The following is a 20,881-nucleotide window of genomic DNA, read 5'->3' on the forward strand; positions in this document are numbered from 1 at the left end:
TTAGAATGAAATGAAATAAATTTGTTAGGAGAATATTATGAGTTTACTTATCGCTTTAGTGCCCATGATTGCGTGGGGCAGTATTGGTTTAGTCAGCGGTAAAATTGGTGGAAGCGCCAATCAACAAACGTTAGGTATGACAATCGGCGCATTACTATTTTCAATTGTTGTCTTTTTTGTCATCCAGCCTACGTTGACGACAGCCACATTAATTGTTGGATTTATATCTGGTTTATTCTGGAGTTTGGGACAGAATCAACAATTTCATAGCATGAAATATATGGGCGTTTCAGTTGGCTTACCAATTTCAACTGGGATGCAGTTAGTTGTTAATACCGTTGCAGGGGCTGTTTTTTTCCATGAATGGACAAAAACAAAAGACTTTGTTGTGGGCTTTATCGCTTTAGCCTTTTTAGTTTTTGGGGTGTATTTAACAGCTCGACAAGATGATGATAGTCAACCGAAAACCTCAAACAGTATGTTAGATTTTAATAAAGGGATTCGGGCGTTGATTTTCTCAACAGTTGGGTATGGTGTCTATACCATCATTATTAATGCCACTGGTTTAGATCCGTGGGGAATTATTTTGCCACAAAGTATTGGCATGTTAGTGGGGGCTAGTTTCTTTGCCTTCAAAAAAGTCAAAGTTGATCGTTTTGTTTGGATGAATATGACGACGGGTCTGCTTTGGGGCTTAGGAAATATTTGTATGTTATTAACCATGCGTGAAATTGGCTTAGCTATTAGCTTCTCTTTATCACAAATGGGGATTATTATTTCGACTCTTGGGGGCATCTTCCTTTTAGGCGAAAGAAAATCAAAAAAAGAAATGTTTTATGTTATTTTTGGTTGCATTTTTGTTATTCTAGGTGGTATTCTTTTAGGGTATATGAAAGCGTAAATAGTTTATTTACGCTTATTTTTTTTACGGGGGTAAACACATGTCTATTTTCAGAAAAAAAGAAATCACTGTGCCTGTCAATGACAGTGGTGGGATGAAAAAAAATCTTAAGACGATGGACTTAATTTTTCTAGGAATTGGGGCTGTAGTAGGAACAGGGATTTTTGTTGTGACAGGTGTCGCAGCGGAACGCTATGCAGGTCCAGGGCTCGTCTTATCATTTCTGGTAGCAGCAGCCGCGATTATTTTATCTGGTTTATGCTATGCAGAATTTGCATCACGTATTCCGGTCATTGGTGGGCCGTATGCCTACATGTATGTGGTCTTTGGAGAAATTGTGGCTTGGATGACTGGTTGGATGATTATTTGTGAGTTTTTCTTGGCGGTTTCATCCGTTGCTTCAGGTTGGTCAGGCTATGTCCATGGCTTTTTGGATAGCTTAGGTTTTTCTTTGCCGCAAGCGTTAAGTGGCGCTTATAATCCAACAAATGGTACATATATTGATTTGATTGCCATGTTGGTCGTTGTAGCCGTAACTTTTTGGGTATCTTTAGAAGCGAAAACAGCGTTACGTTTAAATAACTTAATGGTTTTCGTGAAGTTTGGGATTATTTTATTATTTGTTCTCGTGGGAATCTTTTATGTGAAACCAACGAACTGGCAACCATTTATTCCTTATGGTTTTTCAGGCGTTTTCAGTGGTGCTGCTTTAGTTTTCTTTGCCTTTCTAGGGTTTGATGCGGTCAGCATGGCCGCGGAGGAAGTGAAGAATCCGAAAAAAGATATTCCAAAAGGGATTATTGGTTCCATTATTATTTCAACATTGTTATATATTGTTGTTACGTTAGTTTTAACTGGAATTGTTCCATTTACGGATTTAGGGGTCAAGGATCCGGTGGCTTTTGCGATGCGTTTCATTAATCATGGCGCAATTGCGACAATCATTTCAGTTGGTGCTATTTTAACCTTATTAACAGTGACGATTGCGATGATGTACAGTTTAGCCCGTGTGATTTATGCGATTAGTAAAGATGGATTATTGCCGCAGTTTATGAGCAAAATCGATGAGAAACGGCACACACCTAAGAATGCAACCTATGTAGCTGGATTTTTAGCAATGGTTTTTGCTGGTGTTGTTCCAATGGAGATGTTGGCTGAACTTACAAATATCGTGACACTCTTTTATCTGATGTTTCTCGCTTTAGGAATTATCAAATTACGGACAATGAAAGGAGAACCGCAAGCAGGTGAATTTAAAGTACCACTTGTGCCGGTTCTACCATTAATTTCAATCGTGGTTTGCGCGGCTTTGATGTTCCAATTGTCTTTAGCTACTTGGCAAGTATTTGGCGTAGCCGTAGTGATTGGTTTGGCTATTTATTTCTTTTATGGACGACACCATAGTATCGTTCGTTTCGAGACAAAAGAATAAAAATGAACGAAAAAAGAGAGGAATACTTGTCAAATAGACAGGTGTTTCTCTCTTTTCTTTCTGGCATTTTCTTCATTTTCAAGAGAAAACCGACAAGAAATATAGTTTAATAATGTCTAATTATGGTATACTGTTTAGGAGTAAATCCTGAGGGTTTAGGAAAATGACTAAAGGAGGTTTTTTCTGTATGTCACAGAAAGAAACATTTTATATTACCACCCCAATTTATTACCCAAGTGGGAAGTTACATATTGGGAATTCATATACAACAATCGCCTGCGATGCAATGGCCCGTTACAAGCGTTTAATGGGTTTTGATGTATTTTATTTAACAGGTGTGGATGAACATGGCCAAAAAATTGAAAAAAAAGCTGCTGAGTTGAATGTGACACCAAAAGAGTACGTTGATAAAATGGCAGCAGATGTTCAAAAATTATGGAAAACATTAGATATCAGCTATGATAAATTTATTCGGACAACGGATGATTATCACATGGCAGCCGTGCAACAAATTTTTGATCGTTTAGTAGAACAAGGAGATATCTACCTTGGAGAGTATGAAGGTTGGTATTCAGTTTCTGATGAAGAATTTTTCACTGAAACACAATTAGCTGAAGTATATCGTGACGATGAAGGCAATGTCATTGGTGGGAAAGCACCAAGTGGTCACGAAGTCGAATTAGTTAAAGAAGAATCCTATTTCTTCCGCATGAGTAAATATGCGGATCGCTTGGTACAATATTACGAAGAACATCCAGAATTTATTCAACCAGAATCTCGTAAAAATGAGATGCTAAATAACTTTATCAAACCAGGATTAGAAGATTTAGCCGTTTCAAGAACGACTTTCTCTTGGGGAATTCCATTGAAAAATGATCCAAAACATGTGGTTTACGTATGGATTGATGCGTTATCAAACTATATTACAGCACTAGGTTATGGCTCAGAAGATGATTCATTATTCCAAAAATATTGGCCTGCGAACGTGCAAATGGTTGGGAAAGAAATCGTGCGTTTCCATACGATTTATTGGCCAATTATGTTAATGGCCTTGGATTTACCATTACCGAAAAAAGTCTTTGGACATGGTTGGTTATTGATGAAAGACGGAAAAATGTCTAAATCTAAAGGAAATGTTGTTTACCCTGAAATGTTAGTAGAACGCTACGGTCTAGATGCGTTACGTTACTATTTATTACGAGCAATTCCATTTGGTAGTGATGGCGTCTTTACGCCAGAAGATTTCGTTTCTCGCTTAAATTATGATTTAGCTAATGACTTAGGAAACTTGTTGAATCGAACAATTGCGATGATTAATAAATATTGTGATGGCAAAGTACCAGCCTATGCTTCAAAAGTTACCCCATTTGATAGTGAACTATCGACAACTGCGGCGAATGTTATTGGAAAATATCATGAAGCAATGGAAAAAATGGAATTTAACACGGCCATTGCAGAAATCTGGACGCTAGTTTCTCGTGCCAATAAATATATTGATGAAACAGCGCCTTGGGTATTGGCTAAAGAAGAAGAGAAACGCAACGAATTAGAAAGTGTCATGATCCATTTAGCGGAAAGCTTACGAATTGTGGCAATCTTATTGCAACCAGTCATGACAGAAACACCAGGGAAAATTTTCGAACAATTAGGCTTAGATCCAGAAACAATGAACATGGAAAATATTCATTTTGGTGAGTTCCCAACAGACGTAACAGTAACAAGTAAAGGAACACCTATTTTCCCACGTTTAGAAATTGAAACAGAAGTAACGTATATTCAAAAGAAAATGTCCCAAAGCGAAAGTGCTACAGAAGAGGATATTAAATGGAATCCAGAAGAAACAACGTTAGTTTCAACGAAAGAAAAACAAATTAAGTACGATGATTTCGATAAAGTGGAATTAAAAGTTGCCGAAGTTATTGACTGTAAAAAAGTCAAAGGAGCAGATAAATTATTGCAATTCCGTTTAGATGCTGGAGATGAAAACCATCGTCAAATTCTTTCAGGTATTGCTGAATTTTATCCAGATCCAGCTGCGCTAATTGGCAAAAAAGTAGTCATTGTGGCTAACTTAAAACCAAGAAAAATGCGTGGTCAAATTAGCCAAGGAATGATTCTTTCAGCTGAATCACCAGAAGGGAAACTTCAAATTGTTGAAGCACCAAAAGAAATGCCAAATGGTGCAGGAATCGCATAAAAGCATAAGTAGTAAAGATAAAAGGTGAATTATAACCTTTTATCTTTACTACTTTTTTTGTATACTAGAAGAAAAGTGATTTGATGTGGGGGAAGTTTGATGGCTTATCATACTTATGAATTTTTAAAAAGACGTAAAAATGATCCAAAATGGAGAAAGGCCTATACATCTGCTAGGAATAAACGTATTATTGGTGCTTTAGTTACGATAAATATAATTATTTGGGGCTTTGTTTTGTGGAAAAAAATAGAAAGTGGCGATATAGAAGTAAATAATATTATCGACGTCCTAAAATCAAAAATCAACGAATTTTTAAATTAAAAGAATCGAAGAAAAGCCTAGAAAAATCATTTGCGATTTTTCCTAGGCTTTTCTATTTTAGAGTTTCACTTTTTTAGGTATTCGTTTTTTACCAAAACGGCCTTTCGTTAGGCGACTTGGTAAAATGATCAGTAAGAGTGAAAAAGGGACACTAATAATTTGCCACGTGAGTAAACGACCTAAGCTATTATTTTTATAGAGCCACTCTAATATAAAATGCAGTCCTAAAATACTTAACAAAGCCAAGCCTGTCAGGAAATAAGGCGTTGATACCCAGTCGGTCGTTTTCAAGAGACTAAAACCTAAAGGAATTAGATAAAAGTAAGCACTTGTTAAAGTAATACGCCAACTTTTCATAACGGTGCCTAAATTAATTATAAAAAAAAGTAAAGATAGGACTAAAGCAAAAGGTGGAAACAAAGCCACTAACGCCGAATAGATGGTTCCCCAGACGATCATTAAGGGACCTTTAACAATAGCGGCAATAAGTGTAAACAAGCCAATTAGGAGTAACTGCTGTGTCAGTGAGCCAAAGGTCAGCAAGCCAAATAAAATAAGCAGTAGCCAGTGCCAAATGGTTTGGTTTTGTTGTTTTCGCTCAATAGTTACATTTTTTTGGATAGAGGTTTTTAAAAAATTTTCTAAATCAGGTGATTGTTTCACCTTCTCACGCTCCTCTCAACTTAAGAGACAACAAACGAGTAGGTCTGCTAATTAAAAAGCAGTACCTACTCGTCTATTATAAGTGGTTTTTCTAAAAATAAAATCCGCCTTAAGTCTCAGTTACTGGGCTGCCAAGTAAGGTGTAAACCATTCAGAAAGTGTGCCGGTATAAGGTAAAACGACCCGTTTCATTCCACGAGAAATAGCAGTATACAGGATTTTTTTATCTCGTTTATTGTCGGAATAACGATTAACATTTGGGTTATGAAGAATTACATTATCAAATTCTAGACCTTTTGCCATATCAATTGATAAAACTTGCAGTGACGGATGTTCTTCCAATGAAAGAGAAGCACTAAGTTCTTTTGTTAATTGTTCTTTTTCTGCAAATGTTTTAGTAATAATGGCGGTGCTTTCTTTCGGATCAAAAGTTGCAATGGAAGTGACGATTGCTTTAAGATAGTCAGACGCAGAGTCACAAGGAATAAATGTCGGCTTTTCTCCATCATGCCGGATGGGCACAATGGTTAATTGCTCTGGTTGAGTGCCTAATGTTTGGAAGAGTCGTGTAATTTCTTTACTTGAACGGTAACTGTTTAATAATTGATAGGTTCCAACAGAACGGCTGGTTTCGTTAACCAATAAATCATGGGCTTCAGAAAATTCAATGGCTGTATTAAAAATGGCTTGATTTTCATCACCAGCTAAAGTAAAACTAGCTTTAGGGAAAAGTGTCAGCAGTAATAATAATTGGGCTTCTGTATAATCTTGGACTTCATCGACTAGGATAAAAGCCATTTGCTGGTTGGCGAGATTTTCAATAAATGCATGTTTCACCAAAATAAGGGCCACAATTTCATCGGCTGTGAAAACAGCTGTCTCTTTTTGATACGATTTTTCAGTGAATAAAGAATAAAACGTTTCAAAAAAGGCCCATTGATCTAGCCAAGCATCATTTTTGATAGCGGCAGTGATAGAGCGATATTTTTTCTTCAAACGTTTTAAAGCAAAATCAGCCAGATGTTTTTCATTATCTTCGGTAATCACTGTGCCAAAATAACGAACTTGTTCAGCTTCTGTTAAATCTTGGAATTGATCCAACATTTTTTTAGAATGGGCTTGTTTTAATAAGTACCGTGTCCAAAGACTGGTTAACTTTTCTTTTGTGGCTGAAATTCGTTGGCGAATACTCAAGTCAGCTGGTGTTTCTTGATAAAGTTTAAAAATTGTTTCTGAAGTAAATAAGGTCTGCTTTTTAAAAGTTAAAGGACGGAAAAAATGTGGCTGCACAACCGCTTTTTCAGGATTGCTTAAAAGAAACGTTGCAAATTCTTTTGAACGAATAACGTGCTCTTGCTCCGTTGCCTCAGAGCGAGTAATGCGTTCGAAATAGTCCGTTTCTTCTTCCATTGGCCATGCTTCTTTGGTAGTGAAGCGCAAAAATTGTAAAAGAGTCAAATTCAAGGGATTTCGTTCGCCTAAATTCGGTAAAACTTGAGAAATATAATCAATAAATGTTGAATTTGGTGAAAGTAATAAAATATTATCCGCTGTAATTTCTGCTCGATGTTGATAAAGTAAATAAGCAATCCGTTGCATAATCGCAGACGTTTTCCCACTACCAGCAATCCCGTTGACTAGTAGGAGTGGCTGCGTTTCGTCACGAATTATTTGATTTTGTTCTTGTTGAATGGTTGTCGTAATGTCCTTCATATAAGGAGAAGCATCTTCTTCTAAAGAATGCAATAACACATCATCTTGAATCGCAATGGTTGTGTCAAAATAGTTGATTAATTGATCTTTTTCAATAATTAACTGTCTTTTCAAATCAAGTTGTACAGGAATGGTTTGTTGATGTGCCATGTAGGCTGTTTTTCCTAAAACATTGTCATAAAATAACGAAGCAATCGGTGAGCGCCAATCGTGAATGCGCGTTTCTTCTTCTAAAGAAGTAAAATCGTTTACGCCAATATAAAAGTTTTCTGGCTCTTCAGGGCTGTCTTCAAAAGTCACGCCAATTTTGCCAAAATAAGGAACTTGTAATAGGCGTTTCACTTTGTCTAAATTTTTAGCCGTTGCTTCATTTTTTAAGTTCCACTGATCAATTTCACGGTTCTTCATTTCCAACATGGCAAACGTTTCTAGATTATCGGCATAACTATCAAAATTCAGCTTAGAATCGCGACCAAATTCCTCTAGCATATGTTTGCCATCTTTCATTGTGTTCGCCAATTGCTCTTCGTAAACTTTTTTAGCCGCTTGCAGCTCATGATAAACCGTTGTTAAATGCTGTTGTTCATAAATTTTTTCATCGGTCATGGAGATTCCTCCTTTTAATAACATGACTGAATAGTATACGTTACTTTTAGCATAAATGCAAGCGCTGTTTATGAGGAAATGGCGAATCTTGTCGCCTAGTCATTCAGATTTTTCAAGAAATATGATAAAGTAGAGAGGAGATAAAGGAGGCAATCATAATGATTTTTGATACACATACACATTTGAATGCAGAACAATTTAATGATGATATTCCAGAAACGATTGCACATGCCCAAGAATTGGGTGTTACAGAGATGGCCGTGGTCGGTTTTGATGAACCAACGATTGAAAAATCTCTTTTACTTAGTCAGGAATATGCCAATATTTATAGTATCATTGGTTGGCATCCAACAGAAGCGGGTAGCTATACGCCAGAGGTTGAACGACGATTACAAGAACAATTAACGTTGCCAAAAATTGTCGCATTAGGTGAAATCGGTCTTGATTATTACTGGATGGAGGATCCTAAAGAGGTGCAAGAAAAAGTTTTTCGCCGTCAAATTGCGATTGCTCGGGAAATGAATTTACCGTTTAGTGTGCATACGAGAGAGGCATTAGAAGATACCTATCGAATTTTAAAAGATGAAAAAATTTCAGATATTGGTGGAATCATGCATAGTTTCAGTGGCGATGCTGAGTGGATGAAGAAATTTTTAGATTTAGGTTTGCATATTTCTTTTAGTGGAGTCGTAACGTTTAAAAAGGCATTGGATGTTCAAGAAGCGGCGATGGCGGTACCACTCGAACGAATGTTGGTGGAAACAGATGCACCCTATTTAGCTCCCGTTCCTTATCGTGGTAAACGGAATGAACCAGGCTATACACGATACGTAGTGGAAAAAATTGCTGAATTGCGTCAACTAACCTTTGAAGAAGTGGCAGAACAAACGAGAGTCAACGCTCATCGCTTGTTTCGGATAGATAAATGAAGGAAAAAATGAAAGTTGCAGAAATCATTGTCGTTGAAGGAAAAGACGACACACGCCGCATTCAAGAGGTAGTTGCAGCGGATACGATTGAAACGATTGGTTCTGCTATCAATGATGAAATTTTGACACAAATTGAACACGCACAAGAAACGAGAGGCGTGATTATTTTTACAGATCCAGACTATTCGGGCGAAAAAATTCGTAAAACAATAATGGAAGTCGTTCCTGATGCAAAGCATGCTTTTTTATCAAGAAAAGTTGCAGTTCCTAAAAAAAATGGTGGTAGCCTAGGGGTTGAACATGCTAGTGATGAAGCAATTATTGAAGCCTTAAAAAAAGTCGTAACACCTGTTCAAGCTGGTGAAGACTATCAAGAAATTCCTAGACAAATACTAGTTGAATATGGTTTAATAGCGGGAGCAAATGCAAAAAAATACCGTGAATTATTAGGTGATGACCTAAGAATTGGCTATACAAATAGCAAACAGTTAGTCAAACGGTTAAGCATGTTTCGGATTACAGAAGCAGAATTGAAAGAAAGCATGACACGTATTTTAAAAGAACTTGCAAACGAAGAATAACTACATGGAGGAACAAGCGTGACGGACTATAAAGAAATTGCCACACCATCCAGAACCAAAGAAATACTAAAAAAGCATGGATTTTCATTTAAAAAGAGTTTAGGTCAAAATTTTTTGACAGAGCCTAATATTTTAAGAAAAATTGTAGAAACAGCGGGAATTAATCAGCAGACAAATGTTGTCGAAGTCGGGCCTGGAATTGGTGCATTAACAGAGCAATTAGCGATGAACGCGGCACAAGTTGTGGCTTTTGAGATTGATGATCGCTTGATTCCTGTCTTAGCGGATACCTTAAGTCGCTATGATAATGTGACAGTGGTTCATCAGGATGTTTTAAAAGCTGATTTGGTCAAGACAACCAACCAAGTTTTTCAAGAGAAGTATCCGATTAAAGTGGTAGCTAACCTACCTTACTATATTACTACGCCAATTATGATGCATTTTTTAGAATCTTCTTTAGATGTAGCCGAAATGGTTGTGATGATGCAAAAAGAGGTCGCTGATCGAATTGCTGCTAAACCAGGAACGAAAGCTTATGGCTCATTATCAATTGCTGTCCAATATTTTATGGAAGCAAGTGTCGCCTTTATTGTGCCAAAAACGGTTTTTGTGCCGCAGCCCAATGTTGACTCGGCGATTATTAAATTGACGCGCCGTGCTACACCAGCAGTGACAGTGACCAATGAAAAAGAATTTTTCAAATTAACCAAAGCCAGTTTCCAATTAAGACGTAAAACATTGTGGAATAACTTAACGCATTTTTATGGGAAAGATGAACAAACGGTGGCTTGGCTAAAAGAGAGCCTAGGTGAAGCAGAAATTGATCCTTCTAGACGTGGTGAAACATTGTCTTTAGAAGAATTCGCTCGTTTAAGTAATGCTTTAGAAAAAAATAAACCAGTATAAAAAAGAACTTTCTGTTATTTATGAGAAATAACAGAAAGTTCTTTTATGTGTCTTGACACATTGCGGCCGTTCAGCTACACTTGAGAAAAACAAAAGGTGTCATGACACCTTCAGGAGGCAGTTTTAATGAAAACAAACTCAGTAAAACGTTTAACAATTTCAGCACTTTTAATTGCAATGGGGATTATCATTCCAATGGTTATGCCAAGAATTACCATTGGTCCAGCCAGTTTTACGTTAGCAAGTCACGTCCCAGTTTTTATTGCCATGTTTATTTCTCCAGTGGTGGCAATTGCGGTTAGTCTAGGAACAGGTTTTGGTTTTTTCTTATCCGCAACACCGATTATTGCTTTGCGGGCCTTATCTCATTTGATTTTTGCAGTCATTGGCGCAGTGATTTTACAAAAGCATCCAGAAATTTTAATCAATAAAGAGGGGAAATTCACTTTATTAAATGGGAAATTACAGTTGTTTAACGTGGGAATTGGAGTGATTCATTCCGCTGCCGAGCTAGTGGTTGTTTCTGTATTTTACACAATGGGCAACTTGCCAGGAACCTATTATACAGCCGGCTTCATGTATTCTATTTTTCTTTTGATGGGCGTTGGTGGATTAATTCATAGTTTGGTGGATTTCAGTATTGCCTACTTTTTAGCAAGTACCTTAAGTAAACATGTAGATATTCCAACTTTTACAGAAGCGAAACAACCCAAAGTGATAAAGAAGAAGGTTAAATTAGCATAAAGAGAAACAATCGAGGCATCCGTCATTGTGACGGATGCCTCGAGATTTTTTTATTTAATGACTTCTTCTGTTTGAGGGTCGAAGAAATGTCCTTTGTTAATATCAAAAGCTAAGTCAATCATTTCACCAGGATGGTGGAAGTCACGAGCATCTACTTTTGAGATAAACTCTGTATCACCAATTTTTGTATAAAGCATGGATTCAGCCCCTAATAATTCAGAAACAACGACTTCAGATTTAATCACCGCATCTTTCATTGCCGTTAAAGCCACTTGTTCGCTATGAATATCTTCTGGACGAATACCGAAAATTAATTCTTTGCCTTCATAACCATGTTCAACAAGCTCTTTGTTTCTTCCTTCAGGAATTGCTAGTTTTAAGCCATGTTGGTTAGAAATAACCCCATTGTTTAAGGTAACTTTGAAGAAATTCATGGCAGGTGAGCCGATGAACCCTGCTACGAACATATTTTTAGGTGTATTGTAAACTTCTTTTGGTGAACCAATTTGTTGAATAAAGCCATCTTTCATAATTACGATTCGGTCAGCCATGGTCATCGCTTCGGTTTGGTCATGTGTCACATAAATTGTCGTAGTTTCTAAACGTTGGTGTAGTTTAGCGATTTCAGCACGCATGGCTACACGTAATTTTGCATCCAAGTTTGATAAAGGTTCATCCATTAAAAAGACTTTGGCATCACGGACAATTGCCCGGCCAAGTGCAACACGTTGGCGTTGTCCACCAGAAAGCGCCGCAGGTTTACGTTGTAAGTACTCTGTTAAGCCCAGAATATCCGCAGCATTTTCCACCCGTTTTTTAATTTCAGCTTTATCATATTTTCTTAGTTTTAAACCAAAGGCCATGTTATCAAAAACAGTCATATGCGGATAAAGCGCATAGTTTTGGAAAACCATGGCAATATCACGATCTTTCGGTGCAACGTCATTCATGACTTTGTCCCCAATTGATAATTCACCTTCAGTAATATCTTCTAAGCCAGCAATCATGCGCAATGTTGTTGATTTACCGCAACCAGAAGGTCCGACAAAGACGATAAATTCACGGTCTGTAATTTCTAAGTTAAAATCTGTAACAGAATAATGTTCTGCATTGTCATATTTTTTATACACATTTCTAAGCGCCATTTCCACCATTTGATACGTCACTCTTTTCTTTTTGATTTGTTACTCATAGTTTAAATGAAAACGCTATCTTTCGGCAAGGGAGAGTTGCACAAGAAAAAGAAGACTTTTTCGTCAAGGTGACAAAGGGCAAACACTCTCAGCGGATTTATCGATAAACTTTTGTTATAATATAACAAAGACAGGAGTTGGATAACATGAAAATCGCTTTAATCGCTCATGATCGTAAAAAAACATTAATGATCAAACTAGCAACCGCTTATAAACATATTTTAGAAAAACATGAATTGTATGCAACGGGAACGACAGGCATGAAAGTGATGGAAGCAACTGGCTTACCCGTGCATTGCTTTAAATCGGGGCCATTAGGTGGGGATCAACAGATTGGCGCAATGATATCAGAAGACAACATTGATTTAGTTATTTTTTTAAGAGATCCTCTTTCCGCACAACCGCATGAACCAGACGTGACGGCTTTGATTCGTCTAAGTGATGTCTATGAAATTCCTTTAGCGACCAATATCGGCAGTGCTGAAATTCTTTTGAGAGGTGTCGAGGCGGGGTTTGCGGACTTCCGTGAGGTTATCCATGAAGGGGATCGTCGACCGTTAGCTTTTTAGAGAACCTTAATGGTTATTTTGACTATTTTGTGGTATATTTTATGAGGACTTTTGTCCAAATAAAATAACAGAGTAGGAGACAAAGCGTTAAGTGCTAAAAGGATGGGATGTTGCCTTTTGGACGAAGAACATAAACAGTGTGTTGCTAGAAAGCAAAGGTTCTTACTTTGCTTATCATCAGAACAACACGTTCAGCTTTTTAATGTTCGCGGTTTTGTTTTCGCATTCGCTGCATGGTTCGTCATGTAGCAGCTCTTAGAGGAGATGCTAAAAATGACAAAGAAAAAATTTGGCACAAAATCCATTGCGTTAATGGGCGTACTCATTGCGGTGGTCGTTGTCTTTTCACGCTTTTTTGCGTATGAAACAACGTTTTTAAAAATCAGTTTCACGTTTATCCCAGAATCATTGATTGGGATGATTTTCGGACCTTTTTGGGCTGGAATCGGCACGGCGGTGGCTGATGTGGTAGGAATGCTGCTTTTTCCAAAGGCAGGCTATTTTCCTGGGTTTACTTTAAATGCCTTTTTGGCTGGTGCTATTTATGGTTATTTCTATTATAAGAAAGAAATGACATGGCAACGAGTGATTTTGGCGACATTGTTGGTCACCGTTTTAATTAATATCATTTTAACTCCTTTGTGGTTAAGTTTAATGTATGGCGTCAATCTAGCAAATTTTGCTTGGTGGGTGCCACGCTTAATTAAAACAGTTATTTTCTTTCCTATTCAAGTAATTGCCACTTATTATTTAGGCAATAAAATTCCCTTTAAACGTTTATTTGGAAAACCATTATCTGAATTAGATCAATAAATTTAAAATTAAAAGAGTCACTTTTCATCATCCCAGAAAAGTGACTCTTTTTTATTGTGCTTTTTGATTAAACTGTGCTTCGTAAAGGTCACGATAATAACCCTGTTCTTTTTGCAATAATTCGTCATGGGTGCCAATTTCAACTACTTGACCATTGTCCATAACTAGAATTTTTTCAGCACTTTTGATTGTTGCTAAGCGATGGGCAATAACAAAACTGGTCCGGCCAGTCATCATTTGTAAAAAAGCATCCTGAATTTTTTGCTCGGTCAATGTATCAACTGAACTGGTCGCTTCATCTAAAATAAGCATCGGCGGATTACTAATCATCGTGCGTGCAATAGTCATTAATTGTCGTTGTCCTTCAGAAATTTTAACGCCTTGGGAACCAATCTCGGTATCTAGTCCTTGAGGTAAACGCATGACGAAATCAAAAATATGGGCTTTTTTCATGGCTTCTATAATTTCTTCGTCAGAGGCTTCAGGATTTCCGTACGTTAAATTTTCCCGAATGGAGCTATCGAATAGCCAAGTATCTTGGAGAACCATACCAAAACTTTTTCGTAAGCTATCCCGAGTAATTTGAGTAATGTCGTGAGTATCAACCGTAATTTGGCCACGGTCGACCTCGTAAAAGCGCATTAACAAATTCACTAATGTTGATTTACCCGCACCAGTTCGCCCAACAATGGCAATTGTTTCTCCTGGTTCAGCAATTAAATTAAAGTTTTCGATTAAAGGTCGTGTCGGCGTGTAAGAAAAATCAACGTCTTTAAATTCAACACGGCCTCGCGCTTCTTTCAAAACAATTGCGTTCGGGGCATCAGGACGTTCAACTGGTTGATCCATCATATCGAAAGTACGTTCCAATCCAGCTAAGGCGGCTTGGATTTGGTTGGTGATTCCTGAGAGTTCAATAAAAGGTTTAGAAAACTGACTAGAGTAAATGGTGAAACTGGAAATAACACCAACTGTGACTAAAGGATTGCCACTTAAAACTAACAAGCCACCGACTAATCCAATCGATAAGTAAGATAAATGGTCGATAAATCGAGAAAGTGGGTTGGTTAAGGAGGAAGAAAACTGAGCCTTCTGTCCTTTTTCATACAACGTTTGATTCAATGCTTCAAATGTTTCTTGCGTAGCTTGTTCTTGTTGAAAGGCTTTAACAATTTTTTGGTTGCCAACCATTTCTGAAACGAAGCCGGAAATTTCACCAACAATCGTTTGTTGTGCAGCAAAGTTTTTTTGTGAAGCTTTTGCAACAAGCCAGTTTACAATAAAAATAATCGGCGTACTGATAAGAACCACTAATGTGAGCAGGGGACTTAGCCGAATCATAAAGAGCAAAGCAACAACGACGGTGGCCATGCCGGAAAATAATTGGTTGAAGACAGCCGAGCAAGCCATTGAAATATTGTCAATATCGTTGGTAAAGCGACTGACGATATTTCCGTGTGATGTTTGGTCATAATAACTTAACGGTAATTGATTTAAATGGGCAAAGGCGTCTTTTCTCAGCTGTGTGGTCGATAAATAAGACACACGATTACCGAGACGTTGAATCAGCCATTGACTTAGAACGGTTACGAGTAAAATTCCTGCTAATAAACCTAAAATTTTGATGAGTTGCGCAGCATTGACTTGTCCTTTACCAACCATTGTATCAACGGATTTACCTATATAATAAGTCATGAGGACAGTCGAAAAACCACTGAGAATTCCTAGGATTAAGGCGCCGATAATTTCTTTTGGATAGCGTAGTAAATACGGCTTAAAACGTGAGAAGGCACCAAAATGAATTTTTTTAGTTTGCATGGGTATCCTCCTCCTGTGACGCAACGATTTCTTGATACTCTTTAGAAGAAGTAAGTAATTCTTCGTGGGTGCCAAGGCCAGCGACTTTTCCACTATCTAGGACTAAAATTTGATTCGCCGTTGCAATCGAACTCACGCGTTGTGAAATTAAAATAACGGTTGTCTCTGCTCGTTCTTTTTGTAAAGCACGGCGCAGATTCAAATCTGTTTGATAGTCGAGGGCACTCAAGGAATCATCTAAAATAAGTAAATGCGGTTTCCTAATCAAGGCACGGGCAATGGTCAACCGTTGTCTTTGTCCACCAGAAAAGTTTTTTCCGCCTTCGTTAACAGGCGTGTCTAACCCTTGGTCTAATTGTTCAACAAATTCTTTACATTGGGCGATAGCTAATGCTTCCCAACAGTCTTCATCAGTTGCATTTGGTTTGCCCCATTGTAAGTTTTCTCGAATAGTCCCTGTAAATAAGACGGCAGTTTGTGGGACACTTGCCACTTGTTGGCGTAAAGTAAAGAGCGGCCAATCGCGCACATTTACACCATTAATAAAAAGGTTTCCTGCACTCACATCATAAAATCTGGGAATGAGTTGGGTTAAGGTACTTTTCCCGCTGCCGGTAGGTCCCGTGATGCCGAGAATTGAGCCTTTAGGAATCGTAAAATTGATATTTTCCAAAGCCAAACCGGCCTCTGGTTCATAGCGAAAATCTACATGGTCAAAGGTAATATCACCAAATTGTGGAGATGTTTTTGCTGATTCTGGTGTATCTGTTAACTGACTTTCTACAGTTAAAACCTCATTGACACGGTTTGCGGAAGCGGCAGCTCGCGTAAAAATTACCACGAGATTAGAAGCAACAATTAAAGCGAGCATCATTTGATTCATATAATTGATCAATGCTAAAACTTCCCCTTGTTGCAGGGAACCAAAAGAAACTTTTAAGCCACTAAAATAAAGTAAAAATAAAATTCCAACATTCATAATCAAAGTGGTTAAAGGCGTTAATAAAGCAGAGACATTCGATACGCGAATGTAAATATCGCCTAAATCATCGGAAGCTTTATCAACATGTCGTTGCTCTGTTTCCTTTCTAGCAAACGCACGGATTACACGGACACCGCTTAAGTTTTGACTGATTTGACGGTTTAACCGATCCAAATATTCTTGGACTTTTTGATATAAAGGCACAGTCACTTTAATGATAATAAAGAGAATAAGGCTAAAAATTGGTAAAAGTAATAGGAAAAGAAAACCCATCTGCACGTCAATGTAAAAAGCCATGACCACAGAACCGATACTTAAAAAAGGTGTCCGAATGACCAACCGAATAAACATCGCTAAAGCCAACTGAAGCTGGTTGATATCGTTTGTGATCCGGGTGATGAGGGTATCTGTACCAAAACTATTCAATTCTTTGTGTGAAAGCTGATTAATTTTCTTCATTAATTGATTTCTTAGCTCCGTCCCAAAACCTTGCGAAGCGACTGAAGCATAGTATTGACAAATCATGACAAAAAATAAACCAACTAACGACATAACAAGCATCCAGAGGGCCATTTCTATGACAGTCTGTCGGTCGTTTTGACGAATACCGACATCGACTAAGTGAGCCATGAATAAGGGCAAGACTAACTCGAAACAAGCTTCTAAAAATTTGAAGACTGGACCGAGGATAATTTGTTTTCGATAATTTTTTGCGTATTTCAATAAACCAAACATAAGATTCCTCCCTTTGCTGCTCTCATTGTAGCCTAATCTTTCAATGAAAGAAAGTTGTTCGCTACATTTTCTCAACTTCTGTTAAAATAGAAGAAAAGCGCAAAGAAGTGGAGTGTGACAGAAACGTGGAAAAAATGAGTCAGGTTATTTTGTTATTTTTTATTTATTCCTTTATCGGCTGGTTATGGGAAACGGTGTATTGTTCATTAAAAGCCAAAAAATTTATTTATCGAGGATTTTTGGTAGGGCCTTATTGTCCTATTTATGGATTTGGGGTCTTAAGCGTTCTCTATTTTGTGGAACCCTTTGAGAACAATCTCTTGGTATTGTATGTCGGATCGGCTGTTTTAGTGACGATTTTAGAATATGTCACTAGTTATGGCTTGGAAAAACTGTTCCATGCCTCTTGGTGGGATTATCATGATGTACCTTTTAATTTAAACGGTCGCGTGGCTTTACCGGTTTCTCTTTTTTGGGGATTGGGGTGTGTCTTGATTGTCAAAGTTATTCAACCAGAAATCGCCAAAGTTGTCAGCTTTTTACAAGCAACCTTTGGCAACTACTTAGCACTTTGCATAGTGATTGTAATGGGGCTTGACTTAATTTATACGTTGCTGAACATGCAAGGTTTCAAAAAACTTATTACCGAGATGGGCCAAACGTTGGAAACGAACCAACAAGAATTTAAGCAACGGTTGAACACAAAAATGGAAATCGCTACAGCTGATTGGCAGAAGTTAAAAGAACGAACCAAAAAAGAGCATTTCCAAAATCGGTTAAATTTCCAACAACGTCGTTTTATTAACAATTACCCAAAACTAACTTTAAAAAACATTAAAAATTCCAAAGAAGTTCGGCATCTCTTAGAAGATTTGAAGAAAAAGGGCCAATAATTAACAAAAAATATTACAAAATATTTCAATCAATGGTCTAATGGGATGAAAAAAAGAAAAATCGTCAAAAGCTAGTTTTTAAGCCGTCTTAAGAAATTCTTAAAGAATTTAGATAGAAATGGACTAATGAATAAACGCAGGATAAAAAAAGAGTTGCATTTAAATTGTAATAAATTGTAACATTATTGAAATAAAACAAGCCCTCCTGACTAGTATAATGAGTAGGTGTTTTAGATAAGTTAGGAAAGGTGTTGGATTTAGTGAAGGTTAAAAAGTTGATACCATTTTTAACAACAATGATGCTTATCAATTTTGGACTTCCAGTCGCTGCTGCAGCAGAATCACTTGATTCATTGCAAGAAAAAGAAGCGCAAGCGAAACAATCTGGGGAGTTAATTAGTAAAGAAATCAATTCAGCCTTAGACGATGTAAATGCTAAATATGCGGAAATCGAACGTTTAAAAACGCAAATTTCAAAAGCGGAAGATACGTTGAAAACTTCGAAAGAGGAAATAGAAAAAACAGAAAAAAATATTTCTCGTCGTAAAGAAGCTGTTGGCGATCGTATGAAGGATATTCAATTAAATGGCGACCAACGTACTTGGCAAGCCTTATTAGATGCAGAAAATTTATCAGATTTCTTTAATCGGGCCTACGCCATGACCGTTTTACAAAACTTTGAACGGGAAAAGATTGAAAGCTTAACTAGCGAAAAAGAAAAGTTAGCTGCATTACAAGAAAAAGTTGAAAATACGCAAACAACTTTAAAACAAAATGAAGAGAAATTACAAGTTGAAGCTTCTTCAATGAATAATAAAGTCTCTGAGTTAAAAGAAAAAATGGCGAATAATGAAGAATTATTGGCTCAAATTTCGACAGACAAACAGAAAGAGCAACAACGCTTAGTCAGCGAAAAAGCAGCAGCTGAGGCACAGAAAAAACGTGCGGCAGAAACTGCAAAAGCAGAAGCAGCGAAGAAACAAGCAGCTGCCGACAAACAAGCGCAAGCAGATGCGGCGGCTAAACTAGAAGCCGAAGCTGCTGAAGAGTCAAGCAGTCAAGCATCAAGCTCTTCTACAAGTACGGAAAGCAGTAGCACTGAATCTTCAAGTTCTGCTAGTTCATCCGAATCGTCATCAACGCCAGAATCATCGACAGGCGAATCATCAACACCAGGAACTGGCTCTGGTCGTGTGCTTCAGATGGAATCAACTGCTTATTCTTGGCGCGAAGCTGGTGCAAGTAATCTAAGTGCTACTGGTATTGACTTAAGTAAAGAAAGCAATGTAGTTGCAGTCGATCCAAGTGTAATTCCTCTAGGTTCATTAGTGAAAGTCTCTGGTTATGGCTTTGCTATTGCTGGAGATACAGGTGGCGCTATTCAAGGAAATATTATTGATGTTCATTTTGATTCAGTAGACCAATGCCGTCTTTGGGGACGACGTCAGGTTACAGTAGAAATTCAATAATAAATTTGTTATACTAAAGACAAGATAAAAGGAATTGGCTAAGTCAGTAATGATAGTAGCCAGTTCTTTTTTAGTTAAATGTAAAGGAGAATTACAATGATTCGCTCGGCAACAAAAGAAGACGGTCAAGCGATTGCTCGGCTGGTCTTAGTTATTTTAAAAGATATGGAGTTACCAATTTTAGAAGAAGTCTCAGAAGAACAAATGATTGACCTGTTAGCAGAGGCAACGGCGTATCCAACCTATCGCTATGGCTATCAACGAATTTTAGTTTATGAACATGCAGATGAAGTTGCAGGGATTGCTGTCGGCTATCCTGCAGAAGATGAAAAGATTATTGATGAACCTTTAAGAGAAGTCTTTAAAAAACATGGCTTAGCAGAAGATGTTCGGCTATTTATTGAAGAAGAAACCTTGCCTAATGAATGGTATTTAGACACGATTTCTGTGGATGAACGTTTCCGTGGAATGGGAATTGGTTCTAAGTTATTAGATGCTTTACCTGAAGTAGCTAAAGCTAGCGGGAAGCAAGCCTTGGGTCTAAATGTTGATTTTGACAATCCAGGGGCGAGAAAGTTATACGCAAGCAAAGGCTTTAAAGATGTCACAACAATGACTATTAGTGGTCACTTATACAATCATATGCAAAAAGAAGTGTAAAAATAGAGGTCGGGACAGAAGCGTTTAACTCCGAGAAATAAGAAGGAATTTCCGAAAATTGTTCTATAATTTTTGGATAATTTCGGCTTATTTCCGAAGGAGTTGCTTCTGTTCCCGCCGTTTATCAATTTTTAAGCCTGGGACAAAAATCCAAAGTGATTTTTGTCCCAGGCTCTATTTTTCATTAATCCGTTAAAGGATCAAAATCTAATCCAAAATCATCGGAAGTTTTTTGTTTTTTCTTATTATATAACCAGTAGTCAAGGACAGCTGCTATACAGATGCACAACGGTGCGTCCTCATCATTGGCAACAGTTAAAACAAAATAGTCGCCTGTACAAAGCATGGTTTTATCCATTGACATAATTTTTTTATGGACTTGATAAATTGAATATTGATGCGCTTTGATATCACCAACAACTGCCCAGTGAAGGCCTTGAACATAATAGAAATCAGCATTCAAATTGAACAGTTTTCGTAGAGTACCCACTTTTTCAAAACGCTGATATAACTCAAATCGTGTACCAAAAGTCCAAGAAACTTGTTTAATACTGGCTAAAATTTCTCCGTTCATTGCATATAAAGAAAGCGCATCTCCTCGTGTGCCCCAGCGCCCCACCAATAGAAAAAGTGAACGGCCTGCTTGGTCTTTCACGATGGTTCGCGTAACTTTTCCTAACTGTTGTTCTTGAATAAAAAATTCAGACACGACACGATCTCCTTTCTATATATAAATGAGTGCTGTAACTGGTAGTG

At 37.5% G+C, this 20,881-nt stretch carries 19 protein-coding genes and 1 riboswitch; of the genes, 13 read left to right on the forward strand and 6 right to left on the reverse strand.

What is annotated here, in order from left to right; translation table 11 throughout:
* The first annotated feature begins 37 nt into the window (after nt 1-37).
* From IGL17_RS03300 to IGL17_RS03315, 4 genes are all read left to right on the forward strand, one after another.
* Entirely contained in the window at nt 38-901 is an 864-nt protein-coding gene (locus IGL17_RS03300) for a GRP family sugar transporter (protein ID WP_002355811.1), read from the forward strand.
* Between the two features lie 40 nt (nt 902-941).
* Complete coding sequence (locus tag IGL17_RS03305; RefSeq protein WP_002361373.1) at nt 942-2,333, forward strand: amino acid permease; 1,392 nt, start codon at nt 942-944, stop codon at nt 2,331-2,333.
* Between the two features lie 187 nt (nt 2,334-2,520).
* Nucleotides 2,521-4,530: a methionine--tRNA ligase gene (gene metG, locus IGL17_RS03310; protein ID WP_002355813.1), complete on the forward strand. Its 2,010-nt coding sequence runs from the start codon at nt 2,521-2,523 to the stop codon at nt 4,528-4,530.
* Nucleotides 4,531-4,629: 99 nt separating this feature from the next.
* Nucleotides 4,630-4,851, forward strand: coding sequence for a hypothetical protein (locus IGL17_RS03315; protein WP_002366304.1), 222 nt, complete (start codon nt 4,630-4,632; stop codon nt 4,849-4,851).
* Between the two features lie 57 nt (nt 4,852-4,908).
* On the opposite strand, the gene IGL17_RS03320 is transcribed toward IGL17_RS03315, so the two are convergent.
* Nucleotides 4,909-5,514: a hypothetical protein gene (locus tag IGL17_RS03320; protein ID WP_016617966.1), complete on the reverse strand. Its 606-nt coding sequence runs from the start codon at nt 5,512-5,514 to the stop codon at nt 4,909-4,911.
* A 120-nt stretch (nt 5,515-5,634) separates the two neighbouring features.
* On the reverse strand, nt 5,635-7,857 hold the full coding sequence (locus IGL17_RS03325) for a HelD family protein (RefSeq protein WP_002397939.1): 2,223 nt from the start codon (nt 7,855-7,857) through the stop codon (nt 5,635-5,637).
* Between the two features lie 134 nt (nt 7,858-7,991).
* On the opposite strand from IGL17_RS03325, the gene IGL17_RS03330 reads away from it, so the two are divergent.
* From IGL17_RS03330 to IGL17_RS03345, 4 genes are all read left to right on the forward strand, one after another.
* The gene (locus tag IGL17_RS03330) at nt 7,992-8,762 is read left to right on the forward strand and encodes a TatD family hydrolase (RefSeq protein ID WP_002358846.1); all 771 of its coding nucleotides are present in this window, start codon (nt 7,992-7,994) and stop codon (nt 8,760-8,762) included.
* Nucleotides 8,759-9,343, forward strand: a complete 585-nt coding sequence (gene rnmV, locus IGL17_RS03335) for a ribonuclease M5 (protein WP_016617967.1) — start codon at nt 8,759-8,761, stop codon at nt 9,341-9,343. Before IGL17_RS03330 ends, rnmV begins: the two co-directional genes overlap by 4 nt.
* A gap of 18 nt (nt 9,344-9,361) precedes the next feature.
* Nucleotides 9,362-10,249 carry a 16S rRNA (adenine(1518)-N(6)/adenine(1519)-N(6))-dimethyltransferase RsmA gene (gene rsmA, locus IGL17_RS03340; RefSeq protein ID WP_016617968.1) on the forward strand — a complete coding sequence of 296 codons (888 nt, stop codon included), beginning with the start codon at nt 9,362-9,364 and terminating at the stop codon, nt 10,247-10,249.
* Between the two features lie 126 nt (nt 10,250-10,375).
* Entirely contained in the window at nt 10,376-10,993 is a 618-nt protein-coding gene (locus IGL17_RS03345) for a hypothetical protein (protein ID WP_002355821.1), read from the forward strand.
* A 50-nt stretch (nt 10,994-11,043) separates the two neighbouring features.
* Here IGL17_RS03345 and IGL17_RS03350 read toward each other — a convergent pair whose 3' ends face one another.
* Nucleotides 11,044-12,147, reverse strand: coding sequence for an ABC transporter ATP-binding protein (locus tag IGL17_RS03350; RefSeq protein ID WP_002355822.1), 1,104 nt, complete (start codon nt 12,145-12,147; stop codon nt 11,044-11,046).
* Between the two features lie 185 nt (nt 12,148-12,332).
* Between IGL17_RS03350 and mgsA the strand changes: the two genes are divergently transcribed.
* Nucleotides 12,333-12,755, forward strand: coding sequence for a methylglyoxal synthase (mgsA, locus tag IGL17_RS03355; protein WP_002355823.1), 423 nt, complete (start codon nt 12,333-12,335; stop codon nt 12,753-12,755).
* 66 nt (nt 12,756-12,821) lie between these two features.
* Nucleotides 12,822-12,989: riboswitch (THF riboswitch) on the forward strand.
* A 30-nt stretch (nt 12,990-13,019) separates the two neighbouring features.
* Nucleotides 13,020-13,568, forward strand: coding sequence for a folate family ECF transporter S component (locus IGL17_RS03360; protein ID WP_002385065.1), 549 nt, complete (start codon nt 13,020-13,022; stop codon nt 13,566-13,568).
* A 51-nt stretch (nt 13,569-13,619) separates the two neighbouring features.
* Here the strand turns inward: IGL17_RS03360 and IGL17_RS03365 are convergent, their stop codons facing one another.
* Both IGL17_RS03365 and IGL17_RS03370 read right to left on the reverse strand, forming a co-directional pair.
* On the reverse strand, nt 13,620-15,386 hold the full coding sequence (locus tag IGL17_RS03365) for an ABC transporter ATP-binding protein (protein ID WP_002355825.1): 1,767 nt from the start codon (nt 15,384-15,386) through the stop codon (nt 13,620-13,622).
* Nucleotides 15,376-17,103, reverse strand: a complete 1,728-nt coding sequence (locus tag IGL17_RS03370) for an ABC transporter ATP-binding protein (protein WP_002364705.1) — start codon at nt 17,101-17,103, stop codon at nt 15,376-15,378. The genes IGL17_RS03365 and IGL17_RS03370 overlap by 11 nt, the downstream gene beginning before the upstream one ends.
* Before the next feature lie 125 nt (nt 17,104-17,228).
* Between IGL17_RS03370 and IGL17_RS03375 the strand changes: the two genes are divergently transcribed.
* The 3 genes from IGL17_RS03375 (at nt 17,229) to IGL17_RS03385 (ending at nt 20,125) form a co-directional block, all read left to right on the forward strand.
* Nucleotides 17,229-17,996, forward strand: coding sequence for a putative ABC transporter permease (locus tag IGL17_RS03375; protein WP_025193352.1), 768 nt, complete (start codon nt 17,229-17,231; stop codon nt 17,994-17,996).
* A 248-nt stretch (nt 17,997-18,244) separates the two neighbouring features.
* Nucleotides 18,245-19,465 carry a 3D domain-containing protein gene (locus tag IGL17_RS03380; RefSeq protein ID WP_002385067.1) on the forward strand — a complete coding sequence of 407 codons (1,221 nt, stop codon included), beginning with the start codon at nt 18,245-18,247 and terminating at the stop codon, nt 19,463-19,465.
* A gap of 96 nt (nt 19,466-19,561) precedes the next feature.
* Entirely contained in the window at nt 19,562-20,125 is a 564-nt protein-coding gene (locus IGL17_RS03385; RefSeq protein ID WP_016617970.1) for a GNAT family N-acetyltransferase, read from the forward strand.
* A gap of 184 nt (nt 20,126-20,309) precedes the next feature.
* Here the strand turns inward: IGL17_RS03385 and IGL17_RS03390 are convergent, their stop codons facing one another.
* The gene (locus IGL17_RS03390) at nt 20,310-20,834 is read right to left on the reverse strand and encodes an LURP-one-related/scramblase family protein (protein ID WP_002355833.1); all 525 of its coding nucleotides are present in this window, start codon (nt 20,832-20,834) and stop codon (nt 20,310-20,312) included.
* Nucleotides 20,835-20,881: the final 47 nt, after the last annotated feature.

The organism is Enterococcus sp. AZ088, assembly GCF_051714845.1.
Lineage (GTDB): Bacteria > Bacillota > Bacilli > Lactobacillales > Enterococcaceae > Enterococcus > Enterococcus faecalis.